This is a genomic window from Paraburkholderia sp. HC6.4b (assembly GCF_014200875.1).
Classification (GTDB): Bacteria; Pseudomonadota; Gammaproteobacteria; order Burkholderiales; family Burkholderiaceae; genus Paraburkholderia; species Paraburkholderia tuberum.
The window spans coordinates 1-18,948 of sequence record NZ_JACHDC010000018.1 but is presented as its reverse complement, the minus strand read 5'-3'; the positions used below and the strand labels follow the sequence as shown (position 1 = coordinate 18,948).

The 18,948-nt window shown below is 62.7% G+C and carries 16 protein-coding genes and 1 pseudogene; 7 read left to right on the top strand and 10 right to left on the bottom strand.

Annotation, left to right across the window (positions count from 1 at the left end):
- Nucleotides 1-22: 22 nt before the first annotated feature.
- Nucleotides 23-1,399: an MFS transporter gene (locus HDG34_RS25535; protein ID WP_184063153.1), complete on the top strand. Its 1,377-nt coding sequence runs from the start codon at nucleotides 23-25 to the stop codon at nucleotides 1,397-1,399.
- Nucleotides 1,400-1,713: 314 nt separating this feature from the next.
- Complete coding sequence (locus HDG34_RS39450) at nucleotides 1,714-1,956, top strand: hypothetical protein (protein WP_260321338.1); 243 nt, start codon at nucleotides 1,714-1,716, stop codon at nucleotides 1,954-1,956.
- A 7-nt stretch (nucleotides 1,957-1,963) separates the two neighbouring features.
- On the opposite strand, the gene HDG34_RS25525 is transcribed toward HDG34_RS39450, so the two are convergent.
- The 6 genes from HDG34_RS25525 to HDG34_RS25500 form a co-directional block, all read right to left on the bottom strand.
- Nucleotides 1,964-2,872 carry a LysR family transcriptional regulator gene (locus HDG34_RS25525; RefSeq protein WP_184063151.1) on the bottom strand — a complete coding sequence of 303 codons (909 nt, stop codon included), beginning with the start codon at nucleotides 2,870-2,872 and terminating at the stop codon, nucleotides 1,964-1,966.
- 799 nt (nucleotides 2,873-3,671) lie between these two features.
- The gene (locus tag HDG34_RS25520) at nucleotides 3,672-4,673 is read right to left on the bottom strand and encodes a transketolase family protein (protein WP_184063149.1); all 1,002 of its coding nucleotides are present in this window, start codon (nucleotides 4,671-4,673) and stop codon (nucleotides 3,672-3,674) included.
- Nucleotides 4,670-5,515, bottom strand: a complete 846-nt coding sequence (locus HDG34_RS25515; protein ID WP_184063147.1) for a transketolase — start codon at nucleotides 5,513-5,515, stop codon at nucleotides 4,670-4,672. Before HDG34_RS25515 ends, HDG34_RS25520 begins: the two co-directional genes overlap by 4 nt.
- Before the next feature lie 38 nt (nucleotides 5,516-5,553).
- Entirely contained in the window at nucleotides 5,554-6,882 is a 1,329-nt protein-coding gene (locus HDG34_RS25510; RefSeq protein ID WP_184063145.1) for an MFS transporter, read from the bottom strand.
- A 78-nt stretch (nucleotides 6,883-6,960) separates the two neighbouring features.
- Nucleotides 6,961-7,710 (bottom strand): SDR family NAD(P)-dependent oxidoreductase, encoded by a 750-nt coding sequence (locus HDG34_RS25505; protein WP_184063143.1) that lies wholly within the window; start codon nucleotides 7,708-7,710, stop codon nucleotides 6,961-6,963.
- A gap of 207 nt (nucleotides 7,711-7,917) precedes the next feature.
- A complete protein-coding gene (locus tag HDG34_RS25500; RefSeq protein WP_184063141.1) occupies nucleotides 7,918-8,814 on the bottom strand; it encodes a LysR substrate-binding domain-containing protein in 897 nt (298 codons plus the stop codon).
- A gap of 255 nt (nucleotides 8,815-9,069) precedes the next feature.
- On the opposite strand from HDG34_RS25500, the gene HDG34_RS25495 reads away from it, so the two are divergent.
- The 4 genes from HDG34_RS25495 to HDG34_RS25480 all read left to right on the top strand — a co-directional run bounded on the left by HDG34_RS25495 (nucleotide 9,070) and on the right by HDG34_RS25480 (nucleotide 13,611).
- Nucleotides 9,070-10,551: a sugar ABC transporter ATP-binding protein gene (locus HDG34_RS25495; protein ID WP_311734752.1), complete on the top strand. Its 1,482-nt coding sequence runs from the start codon at nucleotides 9,070-9,072 to the stop codon at nucleotides 10,549-10,551.
- A 39-nt stretch (nucleotides 10,552-10,590) separates the two neighbouring features.
- The gene (locus tag HDG34_RS25490) at nucleotides 10,591-11,586 is read left to right on the top strand and encodes an ABC transporter permease (RefSeq protein WP_184063137.1); all 996 of its coding nucleotides are present in this window, start codon (nucleotides 10,591-10,593) and stop codon (nucleotides 11,584-11,586) included.
- A gap of 25 nt (nucleotides 11,587-11,611) precedes the next feature.
- Nucleotides 11,612-12,634, top strand: coding sequence for a substrate-binding domain-containing protein (locus tag HDG34_RS25485; RefSeq protein ID WP_184063135.1), 1,023 nt, complete (start codon nucleotides 11,612-11,614; stop codon nucleotides 12,632-12,634).
- Between the two features lie 89 nt (nucleotides 12,635-12,723).
- The gene (locus tag HDG34_RS25480) at nucleotides 12,724-13,611 is read left to right on the top strand and encodes an amidohydrolase (protein WP_221309263.1); all 888 of its coding nucleotides are present in this window, start codon (nucleotides 12,724-12,726) and stop codon (nucleotides 13,609-13,611) included.
- A gap of 266 nt (nucleotides 13,612-13,877) precedes the next feature.
- Here HDG34_RS25480 and HDG34_RS25475 read toward each other — a convergent pair whose 3' ends face one another.
- The 4 genes from HDG34_RS25475 to HDG34_RS39885 form a co-directional block, all read right to left on the bottom strand.
- Nucleotides 13,878-16,019: a xanthine dehydrogenase family protein molybdopterin-binding subunit gene (locus tag HDG34_RS25475; protein WP_184063131.1), complete on the bottom strand. Its 2,142-nt coding sequence runs from the start codon at nucleotides 16,017-16,019 to the stop codon at nucleotides 13,878-13,880.
- The gene (locus HDG34_RS25470; RefSeq protein ID WP_184063129.1) at nucleotides 16,016-17,026 is read right to left on the bottom strand and encodes a xanthine dehydrogenase family protein subunit M; all 1,011 of its coding nucleotides are present in this window, start codon (nucleotides 17,024-17,026) and stop codon (nucleotides 16,016-16,018) included. The genes HDG34_RS25475 and HDG34_RS25470 overlap by 4 nt, the downstream gene beginning before the upstream one ends.
- Nucleotides 17,023-17,565 carry a (2Fe-2S)-binding protein gene (locus HDG34_RS25465; protein WP_184063127.1) on the bottom strand — a complete coding sequence of 181 codons (543 nt, stop codon included), beginning with the start codon at nucleotides 17,563-17,565 and terminating at the stop codon, nucleotides 17,023-17,025. The genes HDG34_RS25470 and HDG34_RS25465 overlap by 4 nt, the downstream gene beginning before the upstream one ends.
- Nucleotides 17,566-17,923: 358 nt before the next feature.
- Nucleotides 17,924-18,388: a filamentous hemagglutinin N-terminal domain-containing protein gene (locus HDG34_RS39885; protein ID WP_311734743.1), complete on the bottom strand. Its 465-nt coding sequence runs from the start codon at nucleotides 18,386-18,388 to the stop codon at nucleotides 17,924-17,926.
- A 251-nt stretch (nucleotides 18,389-18,639) separates the two neighbouring features.
- On the opposite strand from HDG34_RS39885, the pseudogene HDG34_RS38695 reads away from it, so the two are divergent.
- Nucleotides 18,640-18,948 (top strand): annotated as a pseudogene (locus tag HDG34_RS38695) (GGDEF domain-containing protein); the annotation flags it as partial.

The following is an 18,948-nucleotide window of genomic DNA, read 5'->3' as shown; positions in this document are numbered from 1 at the left end:
AGTGACATACAAGGAGATGCAAATGTCCGTAGCAGCGCAAGAAGGTGCCGCCGCGCTTCACGTCAATCAGCGCCAGGTCATGGGCGCAGTCGTGGCCTCGTGCATGGGTTGGGCGCTCGATCTGTTCGACCTGTTCGTGTTGTTGTACGTGGCGCCGGTGGTCGGGCGTCTGTTCTTCCCATCCGAGCACGCGATGCTCTCGCTCGCGGCGGTCTATGCGTCGTTCGCGGTGACGCTGCTGATGCGCCCGCTCGGTTCCGCGCTTTTCGGCTCCTACGCGGACCGTCATGGCCGCAAGGGGGCGATGATCGTCGCGGTCGTTGGCGTTGGCCTCTCGACGGCGGCCTTCGGCATGCTGCCGACGGTCGCGCAGGTGGGCCTCGTCGCGCCGGTCCTGTTTATGCTGCTGCGCCTCGTGCAGGGCGTGTTTGTCGGCGGCGTGGTGGCTTCGACGCATACTATCGGCACGGAATCCGTCGCGCCGAAGTATCGCGGCGCGGTTTCGGGGCTGATCGGCGGCGGTGGCGCGGGCCTTGGCGCACTGCTCGCGTCGCTCACGTATCTCGCGATGTCGTCGCTTTTTCCCGGCGATCTCTTCGACGTCTGGGGCTGGCGCTGCATGTTCTTTACCGGCATCCTGAGTTCGCTGCTCGGCCTCTTCGTATTCAATAGCCTGGAAGAATCGCCGCTCTGGAAGAAGCTCGCCGCCGAGAAGGCCGCCAAGGCCGCCGCGCAGGTCAAGAGCGGGCAGGTGGAAGTGGTGCGCTCGCCGGTTCGCACGCTGTTCTCGCGGGACTATCGCAAGGTGCTGTTCGTGAACCTGCTGCTGACCATCGGTGGCGGCAGCGGCTATTACCTCACGTCGGGCTATCTGCCGACCTTCCTCAAGGTCGTGAGCCACGTGCCGAACGGCGCGGCCGCCGCGATCCTGATGATCTGCAGCGTGGCGGTGGTCGTCGCCTCCGTTGCGGCGGGGCATCTGAGCACGTTCATCGGGCGCAAGAGCGCGTTCGTGTGGCTCGGCCTCATCCGGCTGGTCGCGCTGCCTGCGCTCTTCGTGCTGCTGCCGACCGCGCAGAACATCACGATGATCGGCGTGTACGCGGTGCTGCTCTCCGCGCTCGGCAGCGCGGGCTATGCGCCGATCCTGATCTTCCTGAACGAGCGCTTTCCGACTGCGATCCGCGCGACCGGGACGGGTCTTTCATGGAACATCGGCTTCGCGATCGGCGGGATGATGCCGACCTTCGTCTCGCTCGTCGCGAAGGATGCGAGCCAGTTGCCGTCGACGCTCGCGATCTTCGTCGGCGCGATCAGCGTGATCTTCCTGATCGGCGCGTTCGTCGTGCCCGAGACGCTCGGCAAGCTCGAAAACGGGGCGGCGCGCAATCCGTCCTGAAGCATGCAAGCATCGGCGGGCGCGCCGAAGAGCGCGCCCGCGCATCGTCCGATAGAAAAAGGAGACGCTCATCATGAAGTATGACGACGACATTCGCGCGCGATCCTACAAGTTTCGCGACGAATATGTGCAGGCGACGCCGTGGTGGTATCGCGGAGAGATGCATCTCGGCTTCACGCTCATTTTCACGACGGCGGTGATCGTCTATTGCGCCGCGCAGCTTCATGCGCCGACGTTCGCGGAATGGCTCGCGGTCGTGCCGCTCTTTCTGTTCGGCAACTGGGCGGAATGGGCCGCGCACCGCTATGTGCTGCATGGCCGCGTACTATCTGATGTACGAAGGGCTGCACACGCTTTCGCATGTGACGGACAGCCCGTTTCTCGACCGTGTGCCGCTCATCAACACAGTCCGGCGCCTGCACGTCACGCATCACGATCCCGAACTTATGGCGACGCAGAACTTCAACCTCACGTTCCCGATCTGCGACACGCTGTTCGGCACGCGCAGCGATGCGTCGTGCAGCGCGCGTGAACCGATGAGCCCGAGCGGCGGTTGAGTTTTCACTAAGCCCGCGCGCCAGTGGTCACGCGCCGGATCTCCTCGGTGATGATCGCAATGAGCGCTTGCGCCGCCGGCCCGATCGGCCGCTTCGGGTGCGTGACCTGAATGATGTGACGCACGATCGGCGGCGAGTCGATCGTGCGCGCCCGCAGCAGGCCTTCGTCCACCTTCGCCTGCACCACGACGCGCGGCAGGATCGTCGCGATGCTGCTCTGCTCGACGAACTGCACGATGGTGCTGAGCAGATCGATCTCGAACTTCGGCTGAATGACGACGTCGGCGGCCATCAAGGCGGCGTCGAGCGCGCCGCGCAGTCCGTTGCGGCGCGTGGGGAGCACAAATTCGATACCGGACTGCGTGACCAGATGCATCGTCTCCGGCAGATCCGGCCCGTGCGCCGCGCTCGTCACCAGCACCATTTCTTCCACCAGCAGCGGCTCCACGTCGAGCGTGAGCCGCCCGCGCGGCTTGTTGATGATCGCGGCATCGAGTCGGCCCGCTTCGACGGCGTCGATGAGTTGCGCGCTGAAGCCGTCCGCGACGGACACTTCGACTTGCGGAAAAAGGGCGTCGAACCGTGCGAGCGATTCGGGCAGCACGCTTTGCGCCTCTGACGACACCATCCCGAGCGACACGCGTCCCGTCACGATGACATCGCGCCGGCTCAGATGCTCGCGGGCATGTTCGATGTCGCGCATGATCGGCGTGTAGAGGCGGTACATGAGCCGCGCCGCTTCGGTCGGAGCCATGCCATGCGGGCCGCGCGCGAAAAGTGTCTGCCGCACTTCGGCTTCGAGCTTCGAAATCTGCATGCTGAGCGCGGGCTGCGCGATGTTCAGCCGCTTGGCCGCGCGGGTCACGGTGCCCTCCTCGAAGAGAGCGATGAAATACTGGATCTGCTTCAGTTCCATGGGGCGGCGGTCGAGCGGAAGGAATCGGCTGTCGGTTGAACGCAGATATCGTAACGCCGCGCGGGATTTGCGTCGCCCTTAAGACGTCGGGCCGCTCGCCGTTAACCCGTCGTAGGGAATCCCCATTTCGCGAAGTTATCAGGCAAGCGAGAGCATGCATGTCGACCTTATTACCCTTTACTTCCTCTCCGTCGGGACGCTGCTATCTTGATAGCCTCGGATAGGGACGGACGCCGTGAGTATTCTTTGTCGAATCAAGATTGCCGTGACGGCCTGCTCGGTTGCCGCCGGATGCGTGTCGCAGCCCATAGGGCCGGCGGTAGCCGTGAAGCCGGGGCGCGACAAGCCATTCACCGTTTTTCTGCGGGACGATGCGCAGTGCAAACAGTATGCGAGGGAGCAGCTGGCGAGCGGTGTCGACACGCGCGCCGCGAGCGACGCCCACGTGCCGCGGGCACAACTGAACGTGCAGCAAAGATACGATCTCGCGTACCTGGAGTGCATGCACGCGAAGGGGAATGATGTGTCGGAGCGTGCGGAGCCAACGACGGAGCCTGAATAAGGGACCTTTCGCAGGACGACTACATACAGGTGCCGGACGGCGGCGCCGACAGCGCGGCAGGCGTAGGCACGTAACGTATCGCCGCTCCCCGTGTGCTGTCTCATTCAACCGATAGAAGGCGCTGACACGCGCTTGCGTTTCTGAGGCAGTTACAGCTTGCTTTCCGGACATTCGCACCTCGGCAGCCGCGAATTTCCCCTGATTCCGAGTCACCCGTCTGACGGCGAGTGCCTTGCCTCAGACCAACCACCGCTTGATCGCCTCAACCATCGTCGACGTGGAAATTCCGTAGCGGTCATGGAGCGTAGGTAACGCACCGGCAGCAAGGAACGCATCCGGCAGTCCCACCTGCCGGAACGGACAGGACACGCCCGCGCGCATCAGTTCCGCCGCCACCGCTTCGCCGAGACCGCCAATTACCGTGTGATTCTCCGCTACCACCACGGGCCGACCCGATCGCTTCGCTTCGCGGAGAATCGTCTCGGTGTCGAGCGGCTTGACGGTGGGTACGTGCAGCACGCCCACGTCGATCCGATCTTTTTCAAACGCCTTCGCCGCTTCAAGTGCGCGCATCGTCATGATGCCGGAGGAGATGATCAGCACGTCGGCGCCGTCGCGCAGCATCTTCGCTTTGCCGAGTTCGAAGGTGTAGTCGTATTCGTCGAGCACAGCAGGTACGTTGCCGCGAAGCAGGCGCGCGTACACCGGTCCTTTATGTGCGGAAATCGCCGGCACCATCTGTTCGATATCGAGCGCATCGCACGGGTCGATCACCGTCATGTTCGGCATCGCGCGCATCAACGCGATATCTTCAGCCGCCTGGTGGCTCGGACCATAGCCAGTAGTCAGACCCGGCAATGCGCAGACGATCTTGACGTCGAGGTTGTCCTCGGCGATGGCCTGATGCATGAAGTCATAGGCGCGGCGCGTAGCGAATACCGCATAGGTCGTGACGAACGGTTGCGCGCCCTCGTGCGCAAGGCCGGCCGCCGCGCCCATCAGCAATTGCTCCGCCATGCCCATCTGGTAGTAGCGCTCGGGAAACTCCCTGGCGAAAATGTGCAGGTCGGTGTACTTGCCGAGGTCGGCCGTCATGCCGACGACGTTCGTGTTCTGCCGTGCCAATTCCACCAGTGCGTGGCCGAAAGGCGCCGAACGCGTGATCTGTCCTTCGCCAGCGATCGAGGCGATCATGGCCGAGGTCTTCAGGCGCGGCTTGCTTGTCGTTGCGTTGCTCATGCTTGTCTCCCTGCTTCGAGTGCCTGCAGCGCCAATTGCCATTCGTGGGCATCGACGCGGATAAAGTGGTTCTTCTCGCGTTCTTCGAGAAACGGCACGCCGCAACCCATGCGTGTATCGGCGATGATCATGCGCGGTTGCGCAATGGGATGCGCGCGGGCCGCGTCGAACGCAGCGGCCACGGCGGCAATATCGTTGCCGTCGACGCGTTGCGTGAACCAGCCGAACGCCTCCAGTTTTTCGACAAGCGGCTCGAACGCCATGATCTGCGTGGACGGGCCGTCGGCCTGCTGGTTGTTCACGTCGACCACCGCGATCAGGTTGTCGAGCTTCCAGTGGCTTGCCGACATGATGCCTTCCCAGATCGCGCCTTCATCCAGTTCGCCGTCAGAGAACAGCGTGTACACGAACGAAGCAGAATGCTTGCGCTTGAGTCCGAGGCACCGTCCGACCGCGATGGTCAGGCCGTGGCCGAGCGAACCACCGGACATCTCCATGCCAGGCGTATAGCTGGCCATGCCGGACATCGGCAAGCGGCTATCGTCGCTGCCGTAGGTTTCTAGCTCTTCGGCCGGCAGAATGCCTGCTTCGAGCAGCGCCGCATACAGCGCGATTGCGTAATGTCCGTTGGACAACAGGAAGCGGTCGCGCTCTTCCCACTCAGGGTCTTCGGGGCGATAGCGCATCGCGCCAAAGTAAGCAACGGCCAGCACATCGGCGATGTCGAGCGCCTGCCCGATGTAGCCTTGTCCCTGGACTTCGCCCATCAACAGGGCGTTTCTGCGGATACGGTAAGCGTGCTCGGCAAGCGATGCCGTCGAGGCATTGGATGGACTGTTCATGTCGTCTCCTGTGATCAGTCGGAATGGGTGAAGGAGGTTCAGCGGTTCACGGTTTTAGCGGGCACCAGGAAGACAAGGCAGGCACCGAGCGTGATAGCGGTCGAGATGAAGATCAGCCCCGCTGTTGACTTACCTGTCAGGTCGTTCAGCCAGCCCACGATCGCTGGAGAAAAGAAGCCGGCGAGATTGGCGACGCAGTTCACGGCAGCTATTCCGGCTGCGGCAGACATGCCGCCTAGCAAGGCTGTCGGCAACGACCAGAACTGCGACGACGAGGCGAGGATGCCTGCTGCCGCGATACTCAAACAGACGATCGAGGCGGGGATGCTGCCGAGCGTGGGCAATACGGCGAAGCCCGCGGCGGCGACCAGCATGGGAATCGCCAGGTGTAGCCGGCGCTCGCGGCGACGGTCAGCGCTCATGCCGATCAAGGGCAGCGCGATGATGGCGCACAGATACGGGATCGCAGTGAACAGTCCCACCCACAGCGGATCGGCAACGCCGGACTTGCGGATGATCGTCGGCAGCCAGAACGTCAGACCGTACTGGCCGAGCACGACGCAGAAGTAGATCGCGGCCATCAGCCACAAGCGACGGTCCCCGATGAACGATCTGACCGAGATGTGGGCGATCTTATGCGCGTTATCGCTCGCGACATTGCGTGCGAGCAGGGTCTTTTCCGATTCGGTGAGCCACTTTGCCTTGACAATGCTGTCATCGAGATACAGCAGGATCGCTATACCGAGCACGAGCGAGGGCAACGCTTCGAGCAGGAACAGCCATTTCCAGCCGGCCATATCCAGCGTGCCATGCAGCGAGTGCAAAATCCAGCCCGAAAGCGGGCCGCCGATTATGCCGGCCAGCGGAATCGCCATAAAAAACAGCGAGAGCGCCTTCGCTCGGCGGGCAGCCGGAAACCAGTAGGTCAGATAGAGAATTACGCCAGGTGCGAAGCCCGCTTCAGCGACGCCCAGCAGAAATCGCAACACGTAGAACGCCGTCGGTGATTTCACAAAAACGAAGCTCGCGGAAATCACCGCCCACGTGAGCATGATTCGCGCGAGCCATTTGCGCGCGCCGACACGGTGAAGGACGAGGTTGCTCGGCACTTCGAACAGAAAATAGCCGAGAAAGAAGATGCCTGCGCCCATGCCGTAGACCGTCTCGCTAAAGCGCAGATCGTTGAGCATCTGAAGCTTCGCGAAGCCGACGTTGACCCGATCGAGATATGCGCCAAGGTAGCACAGCATGAGGAATGGGATGAGCCGACGGCTTACTTTCGCGTAGGTCTTCGATTCGAAGCTGGGCGAGTCGGCAAGGGGCAACACGCCGCCTTCGATGGGCGAAGCGGTATTCTTGGATTTCATGTTTTGTCTCCATCCACTGGCCCCGGGTTGGCCCGGGTACCTGGAATTCAGCGCCCTCTCTCGGGCGCATGGTGTCAGTCAATGAATAAGCATGCCGCCGTTCACGTCGAGCGTGATGCCGGTGAGATACGTTGACAGATCGCTCACCAGAAAGAGGCACGCGTTTGCGACATCGGCAGCATCGCCAAGCCGGCCAAGCGGAATGCCTTTGATGATGTCCACGCGCATCTCCGCGGTGAGTTTGTCGCCGGTAATGTCGGTCTGGATCAGACCGGGCGTGATCGAGTTGATGCGAATGCTGTCGGGACCGAACTCTCGCGCCATCGCACGGGCGAGACCGAGTACGCCGGCCTTCGCGGCGCTGTAATGGGGGCCGCCGAAAATACCACCGCCGCGTTGCGCCGACACCGACGACATGCATACGATGCTGCCGCCTTTCTGCTCTTTCATCGCCGGCAATACGGCTTGCGACATATAGAGCGTGCCGCGCAGATTGACGTCGACGATTGCGTCGAAGCCCTCGGCGGTGATGTCTAGTGTGCGCACCGGCTGCGTGATGCCGGCGTTGTTGATGAGGCCGTCGATGCGGCCGTATCGTTCGAGCGTCGCCTTCGCGGCCTTCACGCAAGCGTCTTTGTCGGTGACGTCGCAGGCGAGCCCGAGGTGGGCTTCGCCGAGATCGGCGGCGGCCTGCTTCGCGTCTTCTTCGCGCAGGTCGAGGATCACAATGCGTGCGCCTTGCTCGGCCAGTGCTTTGGCGGTGGCTTTGCCGATTCCGCGCGGTGAAGCCGCGCCCGTGACGATAACGACCTTGTTGTCGAGCAGCATGATTGTCTCCTGGGTGTTGATCTGATGACGCAGTGTCCGGCACGCGGTCACTCGCATCAACACCGTGGCGCTCAACTATGCTTGAGAAATTTTCAGGTAACCGGCTGCCAGCCCGCGAGGCATGCCGGGTCGCTGTGTCGACGCGCCGAAACAACCCGCATGCTCATGCACGTACCGGAATACCCTGATGCCGAATCGGCGCAGTCATTACGCCGTACGGTCCCTGTGACCGATTTCCCGCTCGATCCAGGCGATGAACCGCGCAACGCGTGGGAGCTCCGCGTTCTGGGGCGGATAGACCAGATGATGCGCGCCCACTTCGACAGAGTGCGAATCAGCGAATACCGGCACGAGCGCACCTTCCTTGATTCGTACCGACGCGAGCATCAGGCTTTCTAACGCAATGCCCAGGCCAAGTGCGGCCGTCTCGAGCGACATGTACGAGCGGTCAAACGAGAAATCGAAAGTCTTGTGCGCAGCGGACACGCCGGTGCGTCCGAACCACTGCTTCCACTGGACGAGCGGCGTCTCCGAATAGATCAGACGATGCTCCAGAAGGTCTTCCGGCGTTCTGACCGGATGGCTTTCCAGATATCTCGGCGAGGCGAGCGGCGCGATGAATTCATTGCGCAGTGTCCTGACCTCGAGATCGCGCCAGTTCGCATAGCCATGCCGCAAGTCGATGTCGTAGTAGCCACTGGTAAACGATACATCTTCATACGAGCAGGCCAGATTCAACTGGATATCGCCATTGGCTTCCTGAAACGACGCGAGCCTGGGCAACAGCCACATGAGCCCGAAGCTGGGGCTGGAATGCACACGCAGGATATCGACGTCGGCGCGGCTCGATGCGCGCTCGGTCGCGCGGCTCAGATCAGCAAGAGAGCCCGTCACGTCCGACAGATAGCGCTCGCCTGTCGGTGTCAGGACGAGACCCCGGCCCGACCGATAGAAAAGTGGTTGGCCGATGATCGATTCGAGGTTGCTGATCTGATGGCTCACCGCCGAAGCGGTCAGACCAAGTTCCTCGGATGCACGGCTGACACTCCTGGTTCGGGCCACGCTCTCGAAAGCGACGATAGCTTTCACGGGTGGGATGCGCATAGTGAAATTTATTTCAGTCGAAGTTGAATGAAACCGCCTTGTTAGCACGCCATCCGCACTGCCATTCTGTGGGCAAGCCGCTTAACCCGGGGCCGTGAAGTTTCCTGATGCTGACAGCGTCAATGCACCGGCAGCACCGCGGTAAACCATAGACATATATTGCGCAGCGCAACAGCTGCGCAGGAGACAGCGATGAATTATCCGTCCTTTCTGCTGACGGCGCGTTCGATCGTCAAAAGCTTCGGACCCACGAGCGTGTTGAAGGGTTTTGATATTTCAATCGCCGCAGGCGAAGTGCACGCGTTTCTGGGCGGCAACGGCGCAGGCAAATCGACGCTCATCAAAATCATCTCTGGCCAGTTCGACCGCGACGGCGGCTCGCTCGAATTCGACGGACAGGACATCGGCACATCCGTGGGCGGCCATGTCGCCGCGGGCACCATTGCCGTGGTCAATCAGGAACTGGCGCTGCTGCCGCATCTATCCGTCGCCGAGAACATCGCCATGCCGCGCTTACAGCGCGGGTGCGCCCGCTACAGCGAACGGGCTTCGATGGCCATCGCCATCGAAGCGCTCTCACTGATCGATCCTCACTTCGCGCGCGAATCGGCAGGACGGCTCGTCAGCAGCCTGACGCTGCATGAGCGCCAACTGGTGGAGATCGCCCGCGCGCTCGGCTCAGGGGCGAAGCTGCTGCTGCTCGACGAGCCGACTGCAAATCTGACCGCGGCGGAAACGGGCCGGCTCTTTTCGGTGATACGCCGGTTGATCGCCGACGCGGGGCTCGCTGTGCTGTTCGTCTCGCACCGAATGCGCGAGATCCGCCAGATAGCCGATGTCTGCACGATCATCCGCGATGGCAAGACAGCGGTCGACCGTGCCGCGCTCGGCGCGATCACGGACCGCGAAATCATTGAATGCATGGGACAAAGCGTCGTGGTCGACGACGCGGCGGAAAGCGTAGCGGGCTCGGCGCAGTTGACACAAGCCGCGCCGCTTGCCGACCGGGAACCTCACGATGGCGCCAAGGCCCACTCCGCCGGCGTGCTTCGCATCGAACGTGATGGCGTGGCGATCGAGGTTCCCCAAGGCGCGATTGTCGGCCTCGCTGGCGCACCTGTCGGTCCATCGTCGCTTATCGATGCGCTAACCGGTATCGCACCCGCCGGAGCGTGGGCCATCACGCGTGATGGCACGCGCGTGAGATACGCCCACCCCTCCGCCGGCGCACGCGACGGTGTCGGCTTTGTCTCCGGCGACCGCTCCAACAAAGGCATCCTCGCTACCCTGCCAATCGTCGACAACCTCGTCGCCGCTGCGCGTGTCGTCGGGCGGCGCCAAGTCGTGGGTCGCGCGGAGATCGAGCAAAGCACCCAACTACTTGACGCACTGAAAATCCGCGCAGGCTCGCTGTGGGACTTGCCCGCAACGCTCAGCGGCGGCACCCAGCAGAAACTGCTGGTGGCCCGCTGGCTGTTACTGCGGCCCAGGCTGCTGGTGCTCGAAGAACCTACACGCGGCGTAGACATCCGCACGAAGCGGGAAATCTACGGGCTGATCCGCAGGATGGCGCAGCAGGGCACGACGATCGTCTGGTGGTCAACCGAATACATCGAACTCGTCGAGTTGTGCGACACGGTACTTGCGTTCGACCTCGACGGCAGGCCGACCGAAGTGTTGCGTCATGCCGACGTGAACGAGACGCAACTGGCTGCCGCGACCGGCATGGCTGCCTAGACCGCTTTGCATACGAACGATATTTATCTGGAGACAGTCATGAAATCAGTCACTCAGCCGATCGCGGGCGAGCATCGCCAGTCTGGCGGCGCATTGCGCCGTTTGCTGTCGACGTATCGCACGGAGATCGCCATTGCGATCGCCATCGTCGTGATCGAACTCGCGGTCGGCATGATCGTGCCGGCGGCGCTGTCCGGTGGCAACATTTCCAATGTGACGCAAGCGGCCGCGCCGCTCGTGATCATGGCGTTCGGCGTGCTGCTCGTGATCATCACGGGCGGGATCGATCTGTCCGTCGGCTCGGTGTTCTCGCTAACCGGCATGGTCACGGGTCTGGCCATGACGCACGGTTACGGCGCAATCGTCAGCAGTCTCGCGGGGCTGTCGGTCGGAATCGTGATCGGCGCGCTCAACGGTGCGCTTGTGACCTTCGTCGGGCTGGCGCCGTTCGTCGTGACGCTGAGCACGTACGCAATCGCAGGAAGCCTCTCGTTCATCGTCACAGATGGTCATTCGCTGCCCATTTCAGATCCCAACTACTACCTGCTGAATTCCGGAACGCTGATTCCCGGCCTGCCGAACTACGCGCTGTGGTGCGTGCTGCTGCTCGTCGCGATCGAGTACTGCCTGCGCAAGGTCGTCGCGGGGCGGTGGCTGTATGCGATCGGCAGCAGCAGTTCATCGGCCCGCGTGATCGGCATCCCGGTCAATCGCGTGCGGCTGGGCGCCTACCTGCTGTCGGGACTGTTCGCTTCATTCGCGAGCATCGTCAGCGTGTCCTACATCAGCAATGCGGAAGCGACCGCGGGTTCGAGCCTGATGCTGCAGGCAATCGCGGCAGTCGTGATCGGCGGAGCGAGCCTCTTCGGCGGAACAGGCTCTGCGATTGGCGCGCTGCTTGGCGCACTCATGATCACCATCATTCAGAACGGCGCGAATCTTATCGGTGTCAACAGCTTCTGGCAAGGCACCGTCACAGGCGTCGTCATTCTCATTGCGGTCCTCGTCGACCGCGTTACCAAAGCCCGGCGTTAAGCGCGGGCCAGCTCAGGAGACGGAGATGGACAAGCACACGTTGCAATCAGCCGGCAGGTTTTCAGACCGTCCGCTTGGACGGTTGATCGGGGCATCGGCATTGGCGATCAGCATGGCCTTCGCGTCGCAGATGTCGTTCGCGGCGGACCGGCAGACCGTCGCGTACATCGCGCCGTCACTGGATATTTCGTACTGGCAGTGGGTGGCCTACGGCGTGAAGCAACGAGCGAAGGAACTCGGCATGGATTACGTCGAGTTCACCTCCGAGAATTCCCCGGCCAAGCAGATGGACAACGTCCGCACGGCGATGACACGCGGCGTCAGCGCGATCGTCATGGGGCCGGTCAGTTCGACCAGCACGCCGCCGGTGCTGCGTCTGTTGAAGTCGAAGTCGGTCCCGGTCGCATTCACCGGCATCGGGCCGCAAGCCGGTCAGACCGACTATACGTCGGCGGTCACCGCCAATAACTACGACACCGGCAAGGCAGAGGGCGCCTATGTCTGCAAGCTCGCGAAGGAGCGCGGCAGCAACAAGGTGGCAGTGCTGTCGCTGCCGCAGGATCGCGAGAACGCGCAGAAGTATTTGAAGGGCGCGCAGGAGTCGTTCAAGGCTGATGGGTGTGAAGTCGTCCAGGTGTTGGAGACGCACGGCCTGACTGTCAACGAGGCGGTCACCCAGGCGAACGACGTGCTGACGGCGCATCCGGACGTCAAGGCGATCTACGGCATGTACGACGAAGCCGCTACGGGCGCCGCGAAGGCGCTGCAAACGCGCGGCATGGTCGGCAAGGTTGCCGTCGTGACCGCCGACGGCAGTCCGACGACGATCAGGCTGCTGCGCGATGGCGCGATCCAGGGGATATTCCTGCAGGAGGCGGTCGGGCAGGGAATCGACGCGACCACGCAGGTCTTCAACGCACTGAACCATCAGCCGACCACCCAGGAACTGGCGCTCAAGGAGCCGCTCGTGACGAAAGAGACCATCGATAAGCCAGAGGTACAGGCGACGGTCAAGCGAGTCTATCCGCCTTCGGCGGGCAACTACTAATAGTGCATGGCGGTTGTGGCGTTGACGTTCGTACGCCGCGAGCGGCAACGCATTCCGGCTTACTCTAAACGGGAGACATCATGGACAATCTGTCGATCATCGACCCGCATCATCATCTCTACGATCTCAAAACCGGTAACTATCCCTGGCTGCAGGGGCCGATGCTGGAGCGCGTATTCGGTGACTATTCGGCCATTCGCCGCGACTATCTCATCGACGATTTCCTCGCCGACATCAGGAACCAGAACGTCGTGAAGTCGGTTCACCTGCAGGTCGAATATGACCACAACGATCCTGTCGCCGAGACGCGTTGGCTCCAGGGCGTCGCCGATGTTCACGGTTATCCGCACGGTATCGTCGCATTCGCGGACCTCGCCGCGCCGAACACGCAGGCTGTGATCGAGGAACACTGTCAATTCGCCAACGTGCGGGGCATCCGTCAGTGTCTGAATTTCCACCGCGATCCGGTGAAGACGTTTATCGATAACCCAAATCTGATGAGCGATCCGCAATGGCGTCGAGGCTATGCGTTGCTCAAGCGCTACGACCTGTCGTTCGACCTGCAGCTCTACTACACCCAGATGGAAGAGGCCTTGTCTCTCGCACGGGAGTTTCCCGATACGCTGATGGTGCTCAACCACACCGGCATGCCAGTCGACCGGATGCCGGAAGAAATCGAAGGCTGGAAGCAGGGCATGAAATCGCTCGCATCGGCTCCCAACGTTTTCTGCAAGATATCCGGACTGGGCATGGGAGACTGGAAATGGACGGTGGATAGCATCCGGCCGTTCGTGCTGCACGCGATTGAAGCGTTCGGGGCGAACCGCTGTATGTTCGCGAGCAATTTCCCGGTCGACAAACTGTTTAGCAGCTATGACGCCGTATTCAATGCATTCAAGGAAATTACGCAAGAATTTTCGTCCGACGAGCGGCGCGCGCTATTTCACGACAATGCGGAGCGGGTGTATAGGATCTGAACTGAGCGTTTTTCCGGCTTGCTGCGAAAAGCAATCTGCCGAGGGGGCACTTCGGGACATGCCCGACTTGCCGATGTGCCGCAATTGGGCTCGTGAACTGCCGTTCGCAGGCGCCTCGCGACAGTCTGTACAGGATCGCGGAAAACCGTGGGAACACTTCCCGGTCGCCGGTCAGCGGGAACATCCGCTCGCTGAAATAAACCTGTAACTCCCGGTGTGCGGGTGCAATATGTCAGCGAGCGTTGTCACACAAGGCACAGATGGTGCTATCCCGCAGCGGCGTGCTGACTCGAAAGGCCTGCCAGTATCTTGCCCGGCAAAATGGGCAGGTCGCGCACACGCAAGCCAATGGCGTCATAGACGGCTGCGGCCACTGCGGCATCCACGCCGGTCGCGCCGAGTTCTCCGATGCCGCGGGTACCGATCGCACTTGCATGCGGATCATACTCACTGACGAAGTGGATCTTGATATCGAGCGGAATGTCCGCATTCACCGGGACCGCCACGTTCGACAGATTCTTCGCGAGCCAGCCACCGGTATTGGGCTCCTGCACGCTTTCTTCCATCGTCGCCTTGCCCCAACCCCAGATGATCGCGCCCGTCATCTGGCTTCGCGCCGTTTTCGGATTGATGATCCGGCCCGCGGAGTAGGCACCCACCGCCCGGCGCAAGCGCACGAGGCCAAGCTCGGGATCGACGCCTACTTCGACAAAGATCGCACCCCACGTCCGCATCGCGTATGGCGTACCGTCGCCGTCCGCGCTGAAGCTGGCGCCACCCGGAAGCGTGAACGCACCGTCCGCGACCATCTCCGGTAGATTAGCCCGCCGCAGGCTCGCGCGAACGTCTTTCCCGCCGAGCGCATCGAGCTTCGCGTTGATTTCCCGGCAAGCCAGTGCGATCGCGCTTCCCGTGCTGCCCGTGGCGCTCGATCCATAGACGGGACTCGCCGGGTGAAGGTCGGTATCGCCCCACACAATCGACACGTTGTCGATCGGCAAGCCCAGCTCTTCGGCCGCGATCTGGCAAAAGACCGTCTGCGTGCCGGTGCCGATATCGTGCGTGTTCGCCTCGATCAGCGCCGTGCCGTCGGACCTCAGGCGCACGCGCGCGCCGCCGGGAAAGCGGAAATTGCCCATTGAGCTCGTCGCCATCCCATGTCCGATGCGCCACGCTCCGTCTCGTCGTGGCGTCTCACCGCGCGTGCGCCAGCCATAAAGCCGCGCGCCGTCCTCATACGCCTCGCGAAGCTTTTTTGACGACCAAGGCTTGTTCGTATGCGGATCGACCTCGGCGTAGTTCGCCAGTCGTAGATCGAGCGGGTCGATCTTCAGCGCCACGGCGAGTTCGTCCATCGCGCTTTCGAGCGCCCATAGTCCCGGACCTTCCACCGGCGCGCGCATTGGCGTGGGCACGTTGATGTTGCGCCGCTCCAGCCACTGCTTGGTGCGAATGGCGGGCGACGCATAAAGCGTCTTGCTTGCTTCGCTTGCGGGCTCCAGATGCGTGTCCGCAATCGCGCTCGAATTGACGATTTCGTGATCGATGGCGCTGAGCCGGCCGTCCGCCGTTGCCGCAAGCTTGATGTCCTGTTTCACCCACGGCTGATAGCCGACGCAGACGAACTGATCGTGACGCCGCAGATGAAGCTTCACGGGCCGCCCCGCGACGCGTGCCGCGGCGGCGGCAAGAATCTGGTGCGGCCACACATATCCCTTCGAGCCGAACCCGCCGCCCGTGTGCGGTGCAATCACGTGAATGTCGTCCGGCCTCATGCCGAGTGCCGCGGCTACGACAAGCGGCACATTCTCGCTCGCCTGAACCGCATCCCACAGCGTGAGCTTGCCATGCTCGAATCGCGCAACGGTGCCGGATGTCTCCATCGCATTGTGGTGACGCGCGGCTTGAATATACGTCGCCGCCACGCTTGCCTGTGCGGTTCCGAAAATCGCATCGACGTCGCCCATCTCCAGATCGTCGCCGAGCATGCGTGGCTCGGGCGGCGGCTCGCGCGTCGCGGCACCGGGAAGGACGGGGTCGTCGCGCTCGCAACGGACAAGCACGGCATCGCGGCCGGCTTCCGCCGCCTCGATGGATTCCGCAAGCACGATTGCGACCGGCTCGCCTTCGTACCGAATCGCGTCGTTTTGCAACGGCAGTGCGAGCACCGCCGCTGGCGGCTGAACCGCACCGAATCGCGGCATATCGTGCGCGGTAAGCACCCGCACCACACCCGGTAAGGTAAGTGCCGCGGTGGCATCCACGTCGATCAGCCGGCCCGACGCGACGGGCGCGCCGACCAACGCCGCATGAAGCGTGCCGGGCGGCGTGTTGTCAGCCGCGAATTTCGCCTGTCCCGTGACCTTCGCCTGGCCTTCCACGCGGGAGACCGCCGTGCCGATGCTCATGATCGCCCTGCTGCCGTCAGTAACGCACGCACCGCGGCATTGCGCGCCATCGTCACCTTGTAGCCATTGTGAGCGAGCGGCCGGGCGTCGCTCATTGCCGCGTCGACAATCGGCGTGACCACTTCCCTGGTCGGCGCCTGCCCGGCCAGCGCCACCTCCGCGGCTGGAAGGCGCCACGGACGTTGCGCCACCGAGCCAAGTGCAATGCGCGCCGACACGATGCGATCCCGATCGAGCTCCACGGATGCGGCTGCCGAGACCAGCGCATATTCGTAGCTGGCGCGCTCGCGGACTTTTACGTAGGCCGATCGTGCGTCCGCGCGGATGGGTATGTGAAAGGAGACGATCACTTCGTCGGCAGCCAGTCTCGTCTCGAGCCGGGCGGCATCGCCGCCCATGCCGGCCGCTTCCTGCTGCGTCAGGTGGAACTCCGTCATCTTGATCATTCGACCGCCGTTCGGCCCGATGACCTCAGCTGTCGCATCCAGACAAGCCAGTGCCACAGCCGGATCGGACGGTTGAACCGCGACGCATGCATCGGTCCAGCCAAAAATTGCATGCCGTTCGTTGATGCCATTGCGCGCGGGGCAGCCCGACCCGGGGTTGCGCTTGTTGCAGCCCCATGGCAACGGCGCTTCCGAACGAAAATAAGCGCATCGCGTCTTTTGCATCACATTGCCGCCGAGCGTCGCGCGGTTGCGCACCTGCGCCGAGGCGGCGAGCAGACAGGCTTGAGCCAGCGCGCTCGCGTGGGCGCCGACGAGCGCGTCTTCACCGATCACGTTCAGGTCCGTCAGCGCGCCGATCACCAGATCGTCACGCTCGCGCACAATACGAACGAGACCTGTGAGTCCAGCGACATCGATGACGCGATCGGGCGCTGCGATGCCGAGCCGCATCCAGTTGAGCAGCTCCGTACCGCCCGCGATGATCGCCACGTTGCCCGCCGCCAACGACGCGACTACCTGTTGCGCGGTTGCGCCACGCGCGTATTCGAAGTTTTTCATCGTTTGTCCCCGGCCGCGCCGGCGGCATCGAGCACAGCCGCCGCGATCTGCGGATAGCAAGAGCAGCGGCACAGATTGCCGCTCATCCATTCGCGAACGCTCGCCTCATCGGTCGCGTGCCCTTCAGCGATGCAGGCGACCGCGGAGACGATTTGCCCGGGCGTGCAATAGCCGCACTGAAAGGCATCGTGCTCGATAAATGCCCGCTGTACCGGATGCAGCGTCCCGTCGGAGGCGGCCAGACCTTCGACAGTCGTGACCTCGCAGCCGTCACATTGCACGACGAGCGTCAGACAACTGTTCATCCGCTTGCCGTCGACCAGCACGGTGCAGGTGCCGCATGCGCCTTCATTACAGCCCTTCTTGGCGCCGCTGAGACCCGAGTCTTCGCGCAACCAGTCCAGCAGCGTGACGCGCGGGTTCACCGTAGCGGCCCGCGGCTGGCCGTTCACACGCATCGTCACCGTGACGCTGCTTGACCAAGGCAGTCCGGCGTCTCCATTTGGAGCTAATTGCTCCCCGAAAGTAGCGTCGTCCATTCCCAATTCCTTGCCGGTTTCAACAATCACTCTGCTTGTATATAGACCATATGGAGTTGATATCAAGGGACGATATCCTTCCTGCTTCCGCACCGTCTCCCAAAGAATCGATCCGGCTCGAACTGCAACGGCGAGCTGCTCGCATGCACTCGCTCGACACTTGCAAGCGGGCCAGGATTAGGTGAGCCGATTTCGACCTGATGCTGATTGAGGCCCCAGGTCCCAGGCCATAGGCGCCAGCGAAATGCAGTCGATGTAGGTGATGGCTACCCTTCTCCGTCGAGAACTGGCCGGTTTGCAACGACCTGTGCCTGACGTCGGTTGGCTGCACGCGCTAAAGGTTATTCGACATCTGCCCTCATTCACATGGCTGTGAGTGTGCCGCGGTGGCGGTGAGCTTGCCGAGAATCGATGACGGATCGCCGCCCGTGACACGGTTCAGCGTCGCGCCCGACCCGTTGTTGAAGGCGACGGTGTTGCCGTTGCCGATCGAGAAGCTGTGCCAGTCGATCACGCCGCGGGACGAGGACTGGTCGATCGTTAGCGAAGTGGTGCCGCTCGTCATCGCGCCCTGGCCCCGGACGAAGGCGCCGCCCTGCGGCAGTGGTCCGGCCGCGTGGGCCATCGGCACGCACCACGCGGCGAGCGCGAGCGCGAGCGGCACCCATAGTGCAAGCGTCAGCGGGCGCAGAACACGGTTCCACGCGGAAGGCCGCGACCGAGGCGCGACGAGTGCCGCGCCGGCATACGCCAGCGAAAAGGACAGCCCATTGCGCGGGGTTGGGGGCGTCGTCGCGGAACGCAGATTGTTGCGACCAGGCAAGGCGCGAAAGCCGCCATACCGCACAACACAGCCTAATGTGTAGCAGCGCGTTTCAAAAGACCAACCGGTATTTGAGCATGCACCCGGTGCTTGCTGGTACCGCTTCAAGCGTGGATGTGTGTCGGTCGCCGCGGCGGCAGGAATGGCCGTTCAACCCTCGGAAGCGGACGGAGAGAGCGGCAAGAAGCATTGGTCGCCGGCAAAAGCGATAGAATGCCCGCTGCAAAAGACAATATTGACGGGTAGACGGCATGGAGCGGCCGGGCGCGCAGCGTTGGCATGAGCAAACGTTTCTAGGTGTCTTTCGCGGACAACCTGAGAAGGAGCAGGCGCTCCTCCGGATATGCCTGGGCACGGTCGTGTTGATCGGCTATATCGCCGTCGCCGCGCTCCAACGCACGGCCGCCGCGTATGACACTCTGGGTGTGGTTTTCGCATACGTTGTATTCGGTGTGGCGACATACGTAGCCGCGACCGCCGCGACAGTTCGGCCGCGCCTTCGATTGACGGTCACCACCATTGCAGACCAGGCGCTTGTCATGACTGCCTTGGCGCTCGGC